We start from the raw sequence: 15,678 nt of genomic DNA on the forward strand, positions 1-15,678 counted from the left end.
CGTCCCATTACTCAGGGCTGAAGGGCGCCTCCGGTGCGAGCATGCGGGCGACTGCATCAGGGGTGCGCTGCCAGTCTGGCTCGACACGGACCCGCAGTTCCAGGTACACGCCGTCGAGGCCGAGCTCGCGCCGCGCCGCCGTGCCGACCTCACGCAGCATGGCCCCTCGGTAACCGATCACGATGCCCTTCTGGGAATGACGCTCAACAGCAATGTCACAGCGGATGCGCTTCGGTTCCCACTCGGTGACGCGCACCGCGATGCTGTACGGGAGCTCATCGCCGAGCCGCGCCAGCAGTTGCTCGCGCACCGCCTCAGAGATGCGCCACGCCTCGGGCAGGTCGGTGATGCTCTCGGGCCCGAAATAGGCCGGCCCCTCCGGAAGACCTGCCACGAAGTGCTCCAGCAGGGCATCAGTGCCCTCGCCTGTGCGTCCCGACACCGGGAAATACGCGCCGGCGTCGAATTCTGCGGCAGCGGCCAGCTGCTCGGCAATCTGCGCCTTCGACGCCCGGTCACACTTGGTGACGGCGACCACCGTCTTGGCACCCGCCGGCAGTGACTCCCAGATCAAACGATCGCCTCGGCCCAGCGGCGCGGTCGCGTCGAGGACCATGCAGATGACGTCGGGCGGTTCCAGTTCGGCGATCGCCGTGCGGGCTGTCTCATTCAATTGCTCGCCCAGTGACGTGACCGGCTTGCCGATGCCGGGAGTGTCCACAAACACGATCTGGGCATCAGGCAGGTGCCGCACGCCCATCACACGCAAGCGTGTGGTCTGGGGCTTGTCAGAGGTGATGCTGACCTTGGTGCCCACGAGGCAGTTCAGCAATGTGGACTTGCCTGCGTTCGGCCTGCCGACCAAGGTCACGAAGCCCGAGCGCATCGCTGGAAGGGCGGCTAGCTAGCGCCGCGGCGGGCCCCGACGAGATTGATGCGCCGGCCCTCGACTTCGAGAGCAGACAAGCACCAACCGTCGAGCTCGACGGTCTCGCCTGGCACGGGCACATGTCCGGCTCGGTCCAGCACGAGCCCTCCGACCGTGTCCCAGTCGCCCTCGGGCAGGCGCAGCTCGAGCACCTCGGCAAGCCGGGACGCCGGCAGCCGGCCCGAGAACATGAACGCGCCGTCGCCGACCTCTTCGACGAGCGCCTCGTCGACGTCGTACTCGTCGGCGATCTCGCCCACTAGCTCCTCGATGATGTCCTCCAGCGTGACCAGCCCTGCCACGCCGCCGTACTCGTCGACGGCTATGGCCAGATGAGACTTCGATTCCTGCATCTCACGCATCAGATCGCCGACCCGCTTTGTTTCGGGAACGAAGTTGGCGGGGCGCAGCACATGCGCGCAGGTTGCCGCCTCATCGTCGTGCTGTGCGATGCCTTCGGGCCGCTCCAGTCCGGGCTGCGCTGATCCGGGGGCGGCCACGCCGTGCAGGTGGGCCGCAACCAGGTCCTTCGCCAGCACGATGCCTCGCAGGTCATCCACGCTGTCGCCGATCACGGGCAGCCTCGTGAAGCCGGAGTCGATGATCGTCTCGAGAGCGTCGGCAACGCTGTCGTCCAAGCTCACGGTGACCATGTCAGGTCGTGGAACCATCACGGCGCGCACGATCGTGTCGTCCAGCTCCATGATCTGGCCGATCAACGCGGCTTCTTCGTCGCGTATCAGGCTGGCCTGCGCTGCGGCAGACGCCAGTGCGACCAGCTCGTCCTCGGTGATCTCGCCGCTGTCGCTCTCTGTTGCTGCGGGGCCGAGCGCTCGTGCGGGGGCGGTCAGCAAACGAGCCAGCCAGACCAGCGGCGCGGCGCGGCTCAGGACACGTGCAACCGGCGCGAGCACCCGCGCCATGCGGTCGTTCGCCTCGACTCCCCAGCGGCGAGGCAGCGCTTCGGTCACCACGAAGAGCGCCACCGTGGTGACAGCGATGGCTGCGATGATGCCGGCTGTTCCGGTGGTGCTCGCAGTGACCCAGGTGACACCGCCCACCAGCGTGACCTGGGTCAGGACGCGCAGCAGCGAGACGGGACCCAGCACGACTTCGCGGTCTTCAACCAGCTCTTCCAGCGAGGCCTTCGGCGGGGCGCTCGGATGGCCGTTGTCGCGGTCGCCGTTGTGACGCTCGCCGTTTCCGTTGGACTCGTCCAGACCGGAGGCGCGCGCTCGACCCAGCCGTACGAAGGTTGCCTCGATCAGGCGCAGGAACATGGCCGCCGTGAGCAGGATCGCAGCCGCGACAGCGCCCAGCACCCAGTTCATGAGCGGCTCCACAGACTGCGCAAGTGCTCAGCCTCGCGGGCGCGCATGGCAGCGGTCGCCACGGGCTCGTCGTGGTCCATTCCGAGCAAGTGCAGCACACCGTGCACGACGAGCAGGTCGATTTCCGCGGTGACGGTGCCGTCGTGTCCCGGGCGGGAACCTCGGCTGGCTGTAGCGTTCACCGCAGCGACAGCGGGGCACACGACGATGTCGCCCGCTAGGGCTGGGCCAGTCGGATCGGTGCCAGTACTCGGATCGTTGTGCGCCCGCAGACCCGGCACGAGATCCAGCGGGAACGCGAGCACATCGGTCGGCCCGGCGTGGCCCATGTGTGATTCGTTCAGTTCCGCCATCTCGTCGCGACCCACGAACGTCACCGCGGTCTCGGTGCCCGGCGGCACGCCTTCGGCTTCCAGCACCTGCCGCACCAGTGCGCGGTAGCGCCCCGGATCAAGCTGCACGTCGTTCTGACGATCCGCTATGAGCACGCCGTCGGCGACGACACTGCCATCAGTCACGCGTTCGCTCGTTGCCGTTGCGTTGTGCATCACGCCGGTCATATGCCGCCACGATGTCGCCGACGATGCGATGCCGGGTGATGTCCCGCCTACCGAGGCGCGCGAATGCAAGCCCGGGAATGCCATCCAGAGACTGTTCGACGTCGATCAAGCCGCTCTTGCCGCCGGGCACATCGATCTGTGTGCGGTCGCCGGTCACTACCACCTTGGAGCCGAAGCCGATGCGGGTCAGGAACATCTTCATCTGCTCGGGTGTGGTGTTCTGCGCCTCGTCGAGGATGATGAAGCTGTCATTGAGGGTGCGGCCGCGCATGAACGCGAGCGGCGCCACGTCGATCGTCTTGCGCTCGAGCAGCTTGGCGGCGGTCTCCACGTCGAGCATGTCGTACAGCGAGTCGTACAGCGGGGCCAGGTACGGGTCGATCTTCGCCATCAGGTCGCCCGGCAGGAAGCCGAGCCGCTCGCCCGCTTCCACTGCAGGCCGGGTGAGCACGATGCGCCGCACGGCCTTCGACATCAGCGCGTCGACCGCAAGCGCCACCGCCAGCCATGTCTTGCCGGTGCCGGCCGGCCCGACCGCGAACGTCACGATGTTGGAGCGGATCATCTCCACGTATCGCTTCTGGCCGGCGCTCTTTGCCCTCACCACCCTGCCGTTGGGAGCGCGCACGATCGGGGCAGACAGCACGTCGCTCGGGCTCTCATCGGCCTCGACCATGTCGATGACGCGGTCGAGCATCTCGGGCTCGATGCGCTGGCCGGCTTCGAGGACTTGCACCATCTCCTCGAAGACCTGTCCGACGAGCGCGGCGCTGGGTCCCGCAACAGTGATCTCGTTGCCGCGCACGTGGATGTCGGCATCTGCGAAATGATCGGCCACGAGCCGCAGGTGCTCATCGCGCTGGCCCAGCACCCCGACCATGAGGTGATTGCCCGGAACATGTATCCGAACCTGGGTGTCGGTCACTGGGCTCCGGCGCAGTAAATCGGGGGCGCAGCGCTCATGAATCGATGGCGCACAGACGGCAATCAGGCTTGCCGACGGTTGGTTCGGTCACGATGGCTTCAAGGCTAGTCGCGTCCGGTGATCGGTCCTTGTCCTATTTCGCGCGGCCCAATTTCGCGCATTACGAACGCAGGCCGGCGTAGATCTCCTTGCACGCCGGGCACACCGGAAAGCGCTCGCCGTCGCGGGTGGGCACCCACTTCTTGCCGCACAGCGCCACGACCGCCTCGCCGCTGACGGCCGAGCGAGTCAGCGCGGTCTTGTTGACGTAGTGAGAGAAGCGATCGTGATCGCCTTCGGTCTCGCGAGTGTCGGGCCGCTCGATGACATCGGGAGCACCCGATCCACTGCTGGCGACAGTCTGTACGGCCACTGCGCTGCTCCCGTTCAGTACGGCATCGGCTTCTGCCAGGGCCAACGGTACGGCAGTAATCTGCCCACTCGCGCCGCTGCTGAATCGACAGCCGACGCGTGCGCCGAAGGGCAGCCCACACCCAGCATGGCCACGACGAATTCCACACCCGCCCCCGGCGGCCGGCTGGACTCAGCGGCCGGGTGGACGGTCGCGCTCTCCGCATCGCTCGCGACGTTCGCCGTCTTCGGCGTGGCCTACAGCTTCGGGGTCGTGCTCGGCTCCATCCGGGACGAGTTCGGCATCGGCACCGGCCTGGCCTCGCTGCTCTTCGCGATTCCGACGTTCCTCTACTTCGTGCTCGGTGTGTTCACCGGTCGCCTCGGCGATCGCTACGGACCCCGACGTGTTCTGATTGCCGGCGCCATCGCCCTCGGGGCCGGCCTGTGGGCTGCGAGCGTGGCTCAGAGCCTGTGGGTAGCGATGACGTCCTACGTGGCAGGCGTCGGGATCAGCGTGGCGTGCGCATATGTCCCGATGGTCTCGGTGGTCGGCGGATGGTTCGAGCGCCACCGCACTGCAGCACTGGGTGTCGCTGTGGCCGGGATCGGACTCGGTCACTTTGCCGGGGCCTGGGGGGCGGAACGGCTCATCGACCTCTACGGCTGGCGGGACACCTACCAAGTGCTGGCTGTCGCGTCCACGGGGTTGCTCATCATGGCTGCGATCCCCGCTCGGCGACCGCCCCACGTGGCGCCCCAGAGCGAGATGCCGTCGCTGCGCAGGCTCATGCACAACCGGCGCTACACGTTGCTCTATTTCTCCATGATGCTGCTGAGCTCCAGCCTGTTCGTCCCGATCATCTACATCAAGGACTACCTCGACGACCTCGGCAAGCCCGGCGGTCAGTGGCTGATCAGCATCATCGGCCTCGCGTCGCTGCTCGGACGGCTGCTGCTCGGAGCGCTCGGGGCCGTGCTGCCGCTCATGCGCCTGTACCAGCTCGCCTTCACGATCATGGGGCTGAGCTACTTGATCTGGCTCTTCGCCGGCGACAACTACACGGTCCTCGTGATCTACACGCTGGTGATGGGCTGCAGCTACGGCGGGTTCATCGCGCTGTCCCCCGCGGTCGCCGCCGAGCTCTTCGGACTCGCCGGTCTCGGCGGCGTGTTGGGCGCGCTGTATACCGCAGCCGGCGTCGGGGGGCTCGCCGGGCCTCCCCTGGCCGGGCTGCTGATCGACAACGCCGGCTTTCGCGTGACCATCGTGGCGGCGATGATCGTTGCGCTCACGTCTGTGCCGTTGCTGATTGCCGCATCGAGAGCCCACGCGGTTCCGCTCGCGACGGTCGGCGGCGGCGCAGCATCTCCCCCAGCGGCGCCTCGCACGCGGCCCGCATCTGGGCCTGCGGCTCGGCCGGGCGATGCGATGCCCGCGGCGACAGTCAGACCCAGCAAGCCGGTGACGGTGCAGCCGATGCGGGCTGCCCCAGCCCAGGCGGCACTGGGGCCCGCGTCGATCGACTCGGTGCTGCTGCTGTCGTTCGGCGGCCCCGAAGGCCCCGACGACGTCCGGCCCTTCTTGGAGAATGTGACCCGCGGACGCGATGTTCCGCCCGAGCGGCTCGCACAGGTCGAGAAGCAGTACCTGCGTCACGGCGGCGTGAGCCCGATCAACGAGCAGAACCGCTCACTGCTGGCGGCCCTGTCGGGAGAGCTCGCCCGCAGGGGTACACCGCTCGCCTGCTACTGGGGCAACCGGAACTGGCACCCCTACCTTGCCGACACAGTCCGCCAGATGGCCGCCGAGGGCCGACGGAACGCAGCCGTCATCGTCACCTCCGCATTCAGCTCGTACTCGGGCTGCCGCCAGTACCACGAGGATCTGGCCCGAGCCGCTGCCGAGGTGGACGGGGCACCGAGGCTCACACGGGTCCGCGTCTACGGCAATCACCCCGGATTCGCGAACGCCATGACCGGGCGCATTCGCGAGGCAGTCGACGGCGCGCACCTGCGCGACGGCGTGCACACCCTGTTCACCGCGCACAGCGTGCCTGTACCGATGGCGGCGGCGTGTGACTACGAAGCCCAATTGGCTGATGTGGCCGAATCCGTTGCTGCTGCGGCCGGGCTCACCGGCGAGACAGAGATCGTGTACCAGTCACGCAGCGGCCCGCCGCAGGTGCCGTGGCTGGAGCCCGACGTCAGCGACCGCTTGGTCGAGCTTGGGTCCGAGGGGGTCGGTTCGGTCCTCACCGTGCCGCTCGGATTCGTTTCCGATCACATGGAGGTACTGGTCGACCTCGACACCCGGGCACGATTCGCCGCAGCGCGGGCGGGCATCACCATGGTGCGTGCCCGCACGGTCGGCACCCACCCGCTGTTCGTCGAGGCACTCGTCGACCTCGTCGAGGAGACAGCCGGTCTGCGCAGCGATCGGCCCGCGGTCGGACGTCTCGGCCCGCGGCCTGACAGCTGCGCCCCCGGATGCTGTGTCCCTAGCCAGCCAGCCAGCTAGCCACAGCCGCTAGTTGCCCCGCAGGACCGGCAGGCAAAGCACGAGCCGGCACGCACCATCCGATCGCCGCACGTCATGCACAGCGGTGCATCGCGGTGCCCGGCCGGCTCGGGAGGCTGCGACGGCGGATCGGGTGCGGGCTCAGCACCGATGGCTGTGGGGACCGAGGCACTCTCGAGGCCGGGCAGCGGCGGATCGGTACGTTCGTCCACGCTGAGCACCCCCAGCTCGCTGCGCTCGTCGAACGACAGGTATTCGAGCGCGAGACGGCGGAAGATGTAGTCGACGATGCTGGTGGCGATCCGCAGCTCGGGATCGTCGGTGAGCCCGGCGGGCTCGAATCGCATGTTGGTGAACGCCTCGACGTAGGAGCGCAACGGCACCCCGTGCTGCAAGCCGTGGCTCACCGAGATCGCGAAGGCATCCATGATCCCGGCCAGCGTCGAGCCCTGCTTGGCCACGGTGAGGAAGATCTCGCCGGGCCGGCCGTCGTCGTACTCGCCGACGGTCATGAAACCATGGCAGTCGGTGACCCGGAACGAGAACGTGCGTGACCGGCGCCTGCGAGGCAGCCGGTTGCGCGGCGGCACCACCGCCCCCTGCAGCGCCGCAGCAGCCGCTGCGGGAGCATCGGCTCCCGATGCCGCCGGCCCGACCGACAGCGGCTGGGATACCTTGCAGTTGTCGCGATAGATCGCCACGGCCTTGAGCCCGAGCCGCCACGATTCGATGAACAGGTCCTCGATGTCGGCGACGGTGGCGTCCTCTGCCAAGTTGACCGTCTTGGAGATCGCGCCCGAGACGAACGGCTGGCATGCAGCCATCATCGCGACATGGCCACGGGGTGAGATCGCGTCGTCGCCGATCGAGCAGGCGAACACTGCGAGATGGTCATCCGCAAGGTGAGGGGCCCCGGCGATGCGACCGTTCTGGAGGATGTGAGCCTCGACGTCGGCAATCTCCGACAGGGAGTAGCCCAGGCGCCCCAGAGCCACCGGCACCGTCGAGTTGACGATGCGCAGGTCGCCGCCGCCGACCAGCTTCTTGTGCTTCACCAGGCCGAGGTCGGGCTCGATGCCGGTGGTGTCACAGTCCATCATGAACGAGATTGTTCCCGTGGGCGCGATCACCGTCGCCTGCGAGTTCCGCACACCGTGGGCATCACATCCGGCCACGGCGTGATCCCAACGCTCGCGTGCAGCAGAGCGCATCTGTTCGGTCAGAGCGCCCAAGCCGGACGCCGTCGGGACAGCACCGATCTCGGCCGAGATCGGCTCGATGCGCTCGAGCGCACCACGGTGCCGACGCAGGACGCCGGCCATCGCCCCGGCATTCGCAGCGAAGCCGTCGAAGGGGCTCAGACGCGCCGCCAGATCGGCGGAGGTGGCGTATGCCTCGCCGCAGATCAGCGCAGTGACCGTTGCCGCAAGTGCCCGGGCCGGCGGCGAGTCATAAGGGGCGCCGGCGGCCATCAGCAGCGCGCCCAGGTTGGTGAAGCCCAGGCCGAGCTGGCGGAAGTTGCGAGACGTCTCGCCGATGAGTGCTGTCGGGTAGTCCGCGTGGCTCACCAGCACGTCCTGGGCGATGAACGTGATGCGCACCGCCTGACGCAAGCCCTCGATGTCGAACTCGCAGCCACCTTCGGGACCCGCGCCTTCCCCGAAGAACGGCAGCAGGTTGACGCTGGCCAGGTTGCAGGCCGAATTGTCCAGATGGACGTACTCGCTGCACGGGTTGCTGGCACTGATCGGGCCATGAGCCGGCGCGGTGTGCCAGTCGTTGATCGTGGTCGAGAACTGCACGCCGGGATCGGCGCACTCCCACGCCGCCTGGGCGATCTGGCGGAGCAGCTCACGCGCCCCCACCACCGAGGTGATCTCGCCGCCGGTACGCGCACGCAGCTCCCACGAGGTGTCGTTCTCCACCGCCGCCATGAACTCGTCGGACAGCCGCACCGAGTTGTTGGCGTTCTGGTACTGGATCGAGAACGAATCGGCACCGTCGAGATCCATGTCGAAGCCGGCCGCGGCGAGGGCTCGTGCCTTGCGCTCCTCACGCGCCTTGCACCACACGAACGCCTCGATGTCAGGGTGGTCGGCGTCGAGCAGCACCATCTTGGCGGCGCGCCGAGTCTTACCGCCGCTGCGGATCGTGCCTGCCGACGCGTCGGCACCGCGCATGAAGCTGACCGGTCCGCTGGCCGTGCCGCCACCTGACAGCGGTTCGGACGACGCCCGCAGTAGCGAGAGATTGACGCCGGCGCCGGAGCCGCCCTTGAAGATGCGGCCCTCGGTGACGTACCACTCCAAGATGGATTCCATCTCGTCGGAGACCGCGAGGATGAAGCACGCTGAAGCCTGTTGCGGTACGCCATTCACGCCGATGTTGAACCACACCGGGCTGTTGAAGGCGACGCGCTGATGCAGCAGCAGCCATGAAAGCTCGGCCTCGAAGATCGCCTCCTCGTCGGGCGAGGAGAAACAGCCGTCGTCGGACGCCCAGCGGGTGATGGTGCCTGCCACGCGGTCGATGACCTGTCGCAACGACCGCTCGCGTTCAGGTGTGCCGAGCGTGCCGCGGAAGTACTTCTGCGCCACGATGTTGACCGCCGTGGGGCTCCAGTCGGCCGGGAATTCGACGTCGGGCTGGGCGAACGCCACCGTGCCGTCGGTCGCGTTGGTGATCGAGGCGTCGTGGCGCTCCCACGTCACCGTGTCGTACGGGTGCGTGCCGGCCGTCGTGAAGTGCCGGCGCAGCCGCAGCGGCGCGCCCAGAGGCCCGCTGCCGGGGCTGGGGCCCTGCACCCGCTGCGCTTCTGTCATCGCCACGAGCCCGCGACCTTATGGCTTCGGCCCTGTGGAACAAAAGGGGTCGACATCGAGGCGTTCATGGGGATATTCCTGTGTACAACTGTGCAGGGCTGTGGACAAGTTGTCCACAGCCCTTGTGGGCAAATGCCGTCATGCAGAGCTTGCTCTGAGGCCCACGGTGGCAGACTCGTCGCGTGCACCGGCTGTTCCCGTCGCCGGCAGAGACTGTCGACCCCCACCAAGCTGCCAGCCTGCCGCGCTCGCCGCACTCCAGCAGGCCTTGGGTGCTGCTCAACATGGTGGCGAGCATCGACGGGGCCGCAGCATTGGGCGGCCTGTCCGCAGGACTCTCTGGCGCAGCCGACAAAGCGATGTTCGCGGCGCTGCGAGCTCGAGCCGACGTCATCCTCGTCGGCGCTGGCACGGCGAATGCCGAACGGTATGGACGGGCTCGACGTTCGGGTGCTCGCATCGCGGTCGTCAGCGGATCGCTCAGCGTCGATCCGGAGCTGCCGCTGTTCGCAGCTGACGCGGAGCCTGCGACGGTGCCGCTGCCGCTGATCGTGACGACCGGCAGCGCCGATGCCTCGTGTGCCGCACGATTCGAGGGCCGCGCCGAACTGCTACGCGCAGGAGACGGGATCGTCGACCTGCGGGCTGCGCTGGCCGAACTCGGCGCGCGCGGCGCCCGCGTGGTGCTGTGCGAGGGCGGTCCGACGCTGAATGCGGGCCTGCTGGCTTGCGACCTTGTCGACGAGATCAATCTCACGCACGCTCCGCTGGCAATCAGTGCCGCGGCGCCACGCATCGTCGATGGGCTGACGACCGGAGCGGCTAAGTCAACCCCGCGAGCGTTCGCGCTGACCCAAGTCGTCACGCACGAGGGCGTGCTCTTCGTGCGGTGGCTTCGCGCCCGCGACTGAGGTTCCGAACAAATGCTCGTAATATCGAACACTTGTTGCTAGTGTAGTGCGCGGAACGAGGGTTCCATCCGCCCGACGCTCCGCTGCAACCAGCAGCACCCCAGGAGGATCACCATGAGAAATGCCAGCGCTGCCGACCAGCGAGTCGCGCATCTGGGAGAACGCCAGCGCGCCATGCTCGAGTTCATCGACGAGATACAGCGCGAGCGTGGCTATCCCCCGTCGGTGCGTGAGATCGGCGAGGAGGTCGATCTCAAATCGCCTGCAACCGTGCACCGGCATCTGCGGGCGCTGGAGGCAGATGGCTGGATCCGGCGAGATCCGTCACGGCCGAGGGCGCTCATCGTCAACTTCGACTGGCAGACGGGGGTCAAGGGAGAACGGAGGCCCACGCGGCACGTTCCCCTCATCGGCGACGTGGCGGCGGGAACCGATGTCTTGGCCCAGCAGAACGTCGAAGAACTCCTTCCGCTGCCAGCGGACTTCACCGGCAGCGGCGAACTGTTCATGTTGCGAGTACGGGGCGACTCGATGATCAACGCCGGCATTTGGGACCGCGACTACGTCGTCGCTCGGCACCAGCCAGACGCCGAGAGCGGCGACATCGTTGTCGCTGGCATCAATGGCGAAGAGGGCACGGTCAAGCGGCTCCGGCTCTCTGGCGACGACATCGTTCTCGAGCCGGCCAATCCCGATCATCGCCCAATCGTCTGCGCCGCCGGCGAGGTCACCATCTACGGCAAGGTCGTGACGGTGATCCGGCGCTTGTAGCGCCGGACCATCAGACACTGCGTCGCCTCTAGGCGACGGAGCATCAAACACAGCGGCGCTTGTAGCGGCCCCGGCCGGGACCGCGGCCGTGTGCTCAACTTGACCCGTGTTCACGGTCATGACGCAGCCGCCCGCAGACCTCGACGACACGTTGAACGTGTGGATCCCGATCCGCTCGGGAACGGTGTACACCGAGCCCGGCGGCGGCCTGTGGCGTGACGCAGTCTCACCCGTCGGAGACGTTGCGGCCCAAGGGGCGTTTCTGGGCGTGCTCGACGGACACGGCGTCTGGGCCGTCGATCTGGATCCTGCCGACGGCCCGCCGCTGGACGAAGGCGACCTCGAACCGGTCCCGCTGCGGAAGCTCTACGGCCGGATTCCTGACGAGCATTGGCAGATCGCAGGGCGTGCAGCGCAGATCGTGGAGTTCGAACGAACGCACCGCTATTGCGGGCGCTGCGGCAGCCCGACCAGCACCAACGCTTCGGACCGAGCCAAGATCTGCGACAAGTGCGGGCACATGGCGTTCCCGCGGCTCAGTCCCGCGATGATCGTTCTGGTCGAGCGAGGTCCTGAGGTGCTGCTGGCGTGGGGCCGGCAGTTCCCGGGTCGCTTCTACAGCGCGCTCGCCGGCTTCGTCGAACCCGGTGAGAGCCTCGAGGACGCCGTCGTCCGTGAGGTTCGCGAGGAAGTCGGCATCACGGTCGGCAACGTGCGCTACTTCGGCAGCCAGCCGTGGCCGTTCCCCCATTCGCTGATGTGCGGTTTCACCTGCGATTGGGAGGCCGGTGAGATCGACCCTGATCCTGACGAGATCGTCGACGCCGGCTGGTACACCGCGGACAGCCTGCCGCCGGTGCCGCGCGGCGGCATGTCGATCTCGGGCTGGCTCATCGAGGACTGGCTCGAACGCATGGGTGCCGGCTGAGGGCCGTCAAACAGCCCATCTGGCCAGCACGCGTCAGCCTCGGTGCCAGGTCGCCCCATCGGGACTGTCGGACACCACGATGCCGCTCGCGGCGAGCTCGTCGCGGATCCGATCAGCTGTCGAGAAGTCTCGTGCAGCGCGCGCCGTTGCCCGCTCTTCGAGGAGTGCTTCCACCTCGACATCGGTCAGCCCGTCGACCGTGGCAGTCTCGGGGCCCTCTTCGCCGGCCTCGAGGCCGAGGACTCCGAGCAGGTGCAGCGCCGTGGCGGCATCACGTGCCGCGCCGTCTCCGGAAGCATCGAGCGCAGCATTGGCACGGCGCACCAAGCGGAAGACGACATCGAGCGCCGTGGGCGTAGCGAAGTCGTCATCCATCGCCGCGGCGAATGCACGTGCGGCCTCGACGTCCAGCCCCACCGCAGCCCCGCTCTCGATGCCAGGCCGCCGTGCCTCGGCCCACCGCTGGGTCGAGATGCCCGCTGCGGCGGCTCGGCGAGCGAACGCGTCGAGCCGGCCGACGGCGCTGCGGGCCGCGTCGAGCGCCTCTGGGCCCATTTCCATCGACCTGCGGTAGTGCGTCTGCAGCACCAGCAGTCGCACGGCGCGAGCGCCGGCTGCGTCGATCGCGTCGGCCAGCTGCGTGTAGTTGCCGAGGGACTTGGCCATCTTCTCGCTGCCGACATTCACCATGGCGCTGTGCACCCAGTAGCGGGCGAACGATTCGCCTGCAGCCGTCACTTGCGCCCATTCGTTCTGGTGATGCGGGAAGACCAGGTCGTCTCCGCCGCCGTGGATGTCAAAGCCGGGTCCGAGCGCGCTGAGCGACATCGCCACGCACTCGGTGTGCCAACCGGGCCGTCCCTCCCCCCATGGGGTATCCCAGCGGGGCTCACCCGGCTGGGCCGCCTTCCACAGCGCGAAGTCGAGCGGCGAGCGCTTGTCGGGGTCGACGTCGATGCGCGCGCCGGCATCGGCGTTGAGCTGGGACAAGGTGCGGCCTGCGAGCTGTCCGTATCCAGGGGCCGAGTCCACCGCGAAGTACACGCCCTTGCCCGCCACCTCGTACGCGGCTCCTATGGACAGCAGTTCGGAGATCACCTCGATCATCTGGTCGATGAAGTGGGTGGCGTGGGGACGAGAATCAGGCGGGAGTACGCCGAGCCGATCCATCTGGGCGTCGTATGCGGCCGTGAACTCCGTCGCCACGGCCTCCTCCGTGCGACCTTCGCGTTGGGCGCGTTCCACGATCTTGTCGTCGATATCGGTGACGTTGGAAGCCAACGTCACCGCAAACCCTGCCCACTCCAGGTACCGCCGGATGATGTCGTAGGTCAGCGCAGTGCGGCCATGGCCCAGGTGCGGCACGTCATAGACCGTCGGCCCGCACACATACATCGAGACCTCGCCCGGCGTTCGCGGGACGAAGGCGGTCTTGCGCCGCGTCATCGTGTCGAAGATCTGCAATGTGCCGAGGGTCCCGATAGCGCTGCAAGGGTACCGATGGTCCGGGCGGCGACGCTGCAGATTTTCCCCAGGACGTGGTGAATTGACTACGACAGCTCGAATTCGCTGAGCAAGCTCGAGACGCCCCAAACAGCCAGGTTGTGGATTGCGTGCAGGACCAAGCCGGCCCACCATCCGTATCGCACCCGCGCGATCGTGAACATCAGGCCCAGCCATAGCTGCGGGCTGACGACGAGCGGCACCACGACGACCGCCGAAGCGGACCAGTTCACGTCGTAGTTGCTGAGGTGCACCAGTCCGAACGCCGCCAATGCGATCCACATGGGCCAGCGCGGGTGCGACGCCCACCAGCGGGCGGCTCCATCGCGCCACGCGCGATTCGCCGGTGCGGCGTCGCGGTCGCGATCGGCATGCGCCACACCGACGATCAGCGACTGGATCCACAGAACACCAGACGCAATCGCGACGGCGCCAAACAGCGCGGCGACGGCCAGTACCGCTCCGTCGCCGAACACGAAGTTGACGAAGCCGACCGCGCCGACGGCCGCCAGCATCCCCAATCGAAGGCGGCCGACCAGCGCGAGCCGGAACAGGAATTCCTCGAGCACGGGCGCGAAGAGCGCCACCAGAAGGAACTGCTCCATCACGGACCGTTCGAGCAGCTCGTCCGCCAGCGTGTTCTCGAAGCCCACGCTTCCCGCCGCGAATGAGACCATCAGCAGGACGATCGAACCGCCGAGGCCGATGAAGAAGAGCACGGCGAGTCCGGCCGGCCATAGGCGTGGGGCCGCCGAACGGTGCCAATCGGGTCGCAGTGCGAATCGCGGGCTGATCGTGCTCCACACGCCCCCTGGCGCGCCGGCGTCAGCGGGTGGAAGCTCGGGGTTGCTCAATCGCCGTCGACCTACCCGACTTACTCGTCGTCTTCGTCAGGATCGTCCGGGCGCGCTTCGGGATAGAGATGCTCGAGGCTTCCCGGTTCAACCCTGCACTGTTCGATGAACTCGTCAACATCGGACAGACGCAAGCGGATGACGCGCCCGAAGCGGTAGGCGGGCAGGTCGCCGCGGTCGATGAAGCGATACAGGGTCCGCGTCGTGATGCCCATGCGATCCGCTGCCTTCAGCGTGGACAGCCAGGTGATGTCCTCATACGCGACTTGGCTCGTTCCGCCGTTGTCGTCTGGCTCCTCCGGCTCGTCGGGCATGATCGCTCCTTGCAGTCCCTTGGCCGTCGACATTGCCGGAACACTGCCGATCTCCTGACGGCAACGCTAGTGGGCACGCTTCGGGGCATCGTGCATTTCGACATGGATCATTGATATTGCGTGCTGTATCGCCATATCTATGCAACATATTGGCATAATTTCTATTTATTTCAATAAATTTCTTGGAGTTTCATTCTAACTTAGCTATGTTCTCGGTGTGTCTCGCGAACCCCTGCCGTCGGCCAGTCGCCACGCCGGGATGGGCGCGACAGAGCCAGGGGGCGGTAGCGGCATATCGAGACGCGCCGTCCGCTCGCGAGTCGCCGCCGGCGGCGCGCTCTGCGGGGTCGCAGCGATCGGCCTGTGGTGGGCGTTCGAGCAATCCGCGGCCGAGCCCCAGACGCACTTTGCTATAGCACGCACGCAACTCGCGCCCGGCGTCATCGTCGATGCCGCCGACGTTGCGCTCGCGCCGATCCGACTGCCGGCCGAGGTGTCGGCCACGGTGTTCGACAACCCCGACGATGTCGTCGGCAGTCTCATCGTGGGCACCGTGCGCCCCGGCGAACTGCTGGCGCGCAGCGATGTCACCTCGCCTCGTTTCGCGCAGGCCGCGCAGGGCGGCTACGCCGTCTCTGTCGAACTCGACCGCCCTCGCGCACTCAACGGCCTGCTCGGACCGGGCGAGCGGGTGGACGTGGTGGCCACCCATCCCTCCGAGTCGCTCGGTGCAACTGTCGTGGCCAGCGATGCCAGAGTGCTCGATGTCGACGATCGCTCCGACGCGCAGCATCTCGCGGCCACCCTCATCGTCACGCTGCAGGTGCCCGATCTCTCGGTTGCGACCGATGTGGTCGCCGCCGCAGACGCGGGCGCCATCACCCTGATCCGGACCTGGGGCATCCCGTGATCCGGGAGGC

14 protein-coding genes are annotated in these 15,678 nt (G+C 67.5%); 5 read left to right on the forward strand and 9 right to left on the reverse strand.

The features are described from left to right. Positions 1 to 7: 7 nt before the first annotated feature. The 5 genes from era to ACOGW9_RS05450 form a co-directional block, all read right to left on the reverse strand. Positions 8 to 886 (reverse strand): GTPase Era, encoded by an 879-nt coding sequence (gene era, locus ACOGW9_RS05430; RefSeq protein WP_419909116.1) that lies wholly within the window; start codon positions 884 to 886, stop codon positions 8 to 10. Positions 887 to 900: 14 nt separating this feature from the next. Beyond that, entirely contained in the window at positions 901 to 2,259 is a 1,359-nt protein-coding gene (locus ACOGW9_RS05435; protein ID WP_419909118.1) for a hemolysin family protein, read from the reverse strand. Further along, positions 2,256 to 2,777, reverse strand: a complete 522-nt coding sequence (ybeY, locus tag ACOGW9_RS05440; protein WP_419909120.1) for an rRNA maturation RNase YbeY — start codon at positions 2,775 to 2,777, stop codon at positions 2,256 to 2,258. Before ybeY ends, ACOGW9_RS05435 begins: the two co-directional genes overlap by 4 nt. After that, positions 2,770 to 3,744 carry a PhoH family protein gene (locus ACOGW9_RS05445; protein WP_419909122.1) on the reverse strand — a complete coding sequence of 325 codons (975 nt, stop codon included), beginning with the start codon at positions 3,742 to 3,744 and terminating at the stop codon, positions 2,770 to 2,772. Before ACOGW9_RS05445 ends, ybeY begins: the two co-directional genes overlap by 8 nt. Before the next feature lie 160 nt (positions 3,745 to 3,904). Next, a complete protein-coding gene (locus tag ACOGW9_RS05450) occupies positions 3,905 to 4,156 on the reverse strand; it encodes a DUF3039 domain-containing protein (protein ID WP_419909124.1) in 252 nt (83 codons plus the stop codon). 126 nt (positions 4,157 to 4,282) lie between these two features. Here ACOGW9_RS05450 and hemH point away from each other — a divergent pair, with 126 nt between their 5' ends. Then, positions 4,283 to 6,655 carry a ferrochelatase gene (gene hemH / locus ACOGW9_RS05455; RefSeq protein WP_419909126.1) on the forward strand — a complete coding sequence of 791 codons (2,373 nt, stop codon included), beginning with the start codon at positions 4,283 to 4,285 and terminating at the stop codon, positions 6,653 to 6,655. Here hemH and ACOGW9_RS05460 read toward each other — a convergent pair. Next, positions 6,652 to 9,477: a vitamin B12-dependent ribonucleotide reductase gene (locus ACOGW9_RS05460; protein WP_419909327.1), complete on the reverse strand. Its 2,826-nt coding sequence runs from the start codon at positions 9,475 to 9,477 to the stop codon at positions 6,652 to 6,654. The genes hemH and ACOGW9_RS05460 overlap by 4 nt on opposite strands. A 182-nt stretch (positions 9,478 to 9,659) precedes the next feature. On the opposite strand from ACOGW9_RS05460, the gene ACOGW9_RS05465 reads away from it, so the two are divergent. From ACOGW9_RS05465 to nudC, 3 genes are all read left to right on the forward strand, one after another. Further along, positions 9,660 to 10,388 carry a dihydrofolate reductase family protein gene (locus ACOGW9_RS05465; protein ID WP_419909128.1) on the forward strand — a complete coding sequence of 243 codons (729 nt, stop codon included), beginning with the start codon at positions 9,660 to 9,662 and terminating at the stop codon, positions 10,386 to 10,388. Between the two features lie 114 nt (positions 10,389 to 10,502). After that, a complete protein-coding gene (gene lexA, locus ACOGW9_RS05470) occupies positions 10,503 to 11,159 on the forward strand; it encodes a transcriptional repressor LexA (RefSeq protein WP_419909130.1) in 657 nt (218 codons plus the stop codon). A 106-nt stretch (positions 11,160 to 11,265) separates the two neighbouring features. Then, entirely contained in the window at positions 11,266 to 12,087 is an 822-nt protein-coding gene (gene nudC / locus ACOGW9_RS05475; RefSeq protein ID WP_419909132.1) for an NAD(+) diphosphatase, read from the forward strand. A gap of 33 nt (positions 12,088 to 12,120) precedes the next feature. Here the strand turns inward: nudC and cysS are convergent, their stop codons facing one another. The 3 genes from cysS to ACOGW9_RS05490 all read right to left on the reverse strand — a co-directional run bounded on the left by cysS (position 12,121) and on the right by ACOGW9_RS05490 (position 14,758). After that, positions 12,121 to 13,551: a cysteine--tRNA ligase gene (gene cysS, locus ACOGW9_RS05480; RefSeq protein WP_419909134.1), complete on the reverse strand. Its 1,431-nt coding sequence runs from the start codon at positions 13,549 to 13,551 to the stop codon at positions 12,121 to 12,123. An 86-nt stretch (positions 13,552 to 13,637) separates the two neighbouring features. Beyond that, on the reverse strand, positions 13,638 to 14,309 hold the full coding sequence (locus ACOGW9_RS05485) for a type II CAAX prenyl endopeptidase Rce1 family protein (RefSeq protein WP_419909136.1): 672 nt from the start codon (positions 14,307 to 14,309) through the stop codon (positions 13,638 to 13,640). 155 nt (positions 14,310 to 14,464) lie between these two features. Beyond that, complete coding sequence (locus tag ACOGW9_RS05490) at positions 14,465 to 14,758, reverse strand: helix-turn-helix domain-containing protein (RefSeq protein ID WP_419909137.1); 294 nt, start codon at positions 14,756 to 14,758, stop codon at positions 14,465 to 14,467. Positions 14,759 to 14,975: 217 nt separating this feature from the next. On the opposite strand from ACOGW9_RS05490, the gene ACOGW9_RS05495 reads away from it, so the two are divergent. Continuing rightward, complete coding sequence (locus ACOGW9_RS05495) at positions 14,976 to 15,668, forward strand: RcpC/CpaB family pilus assembly protein (RefSeq protein ID WP_419909139.1); 693 nt, start codon at positions 14,976 to 14,978, stop codon at positions 15,666 to 15,668. Positions 15,669 to 15,678: the final 10 nt, after the last annotated feature.

This window comes from Candidatus Poriferisodalis sp., from assembly GCF_965203655.1.
GTDB lineage: Bacteria > Actinomycetota > Acidimicrobiia > Acidimicrobiales > Poriferisodalaceae > Poriferisodalis.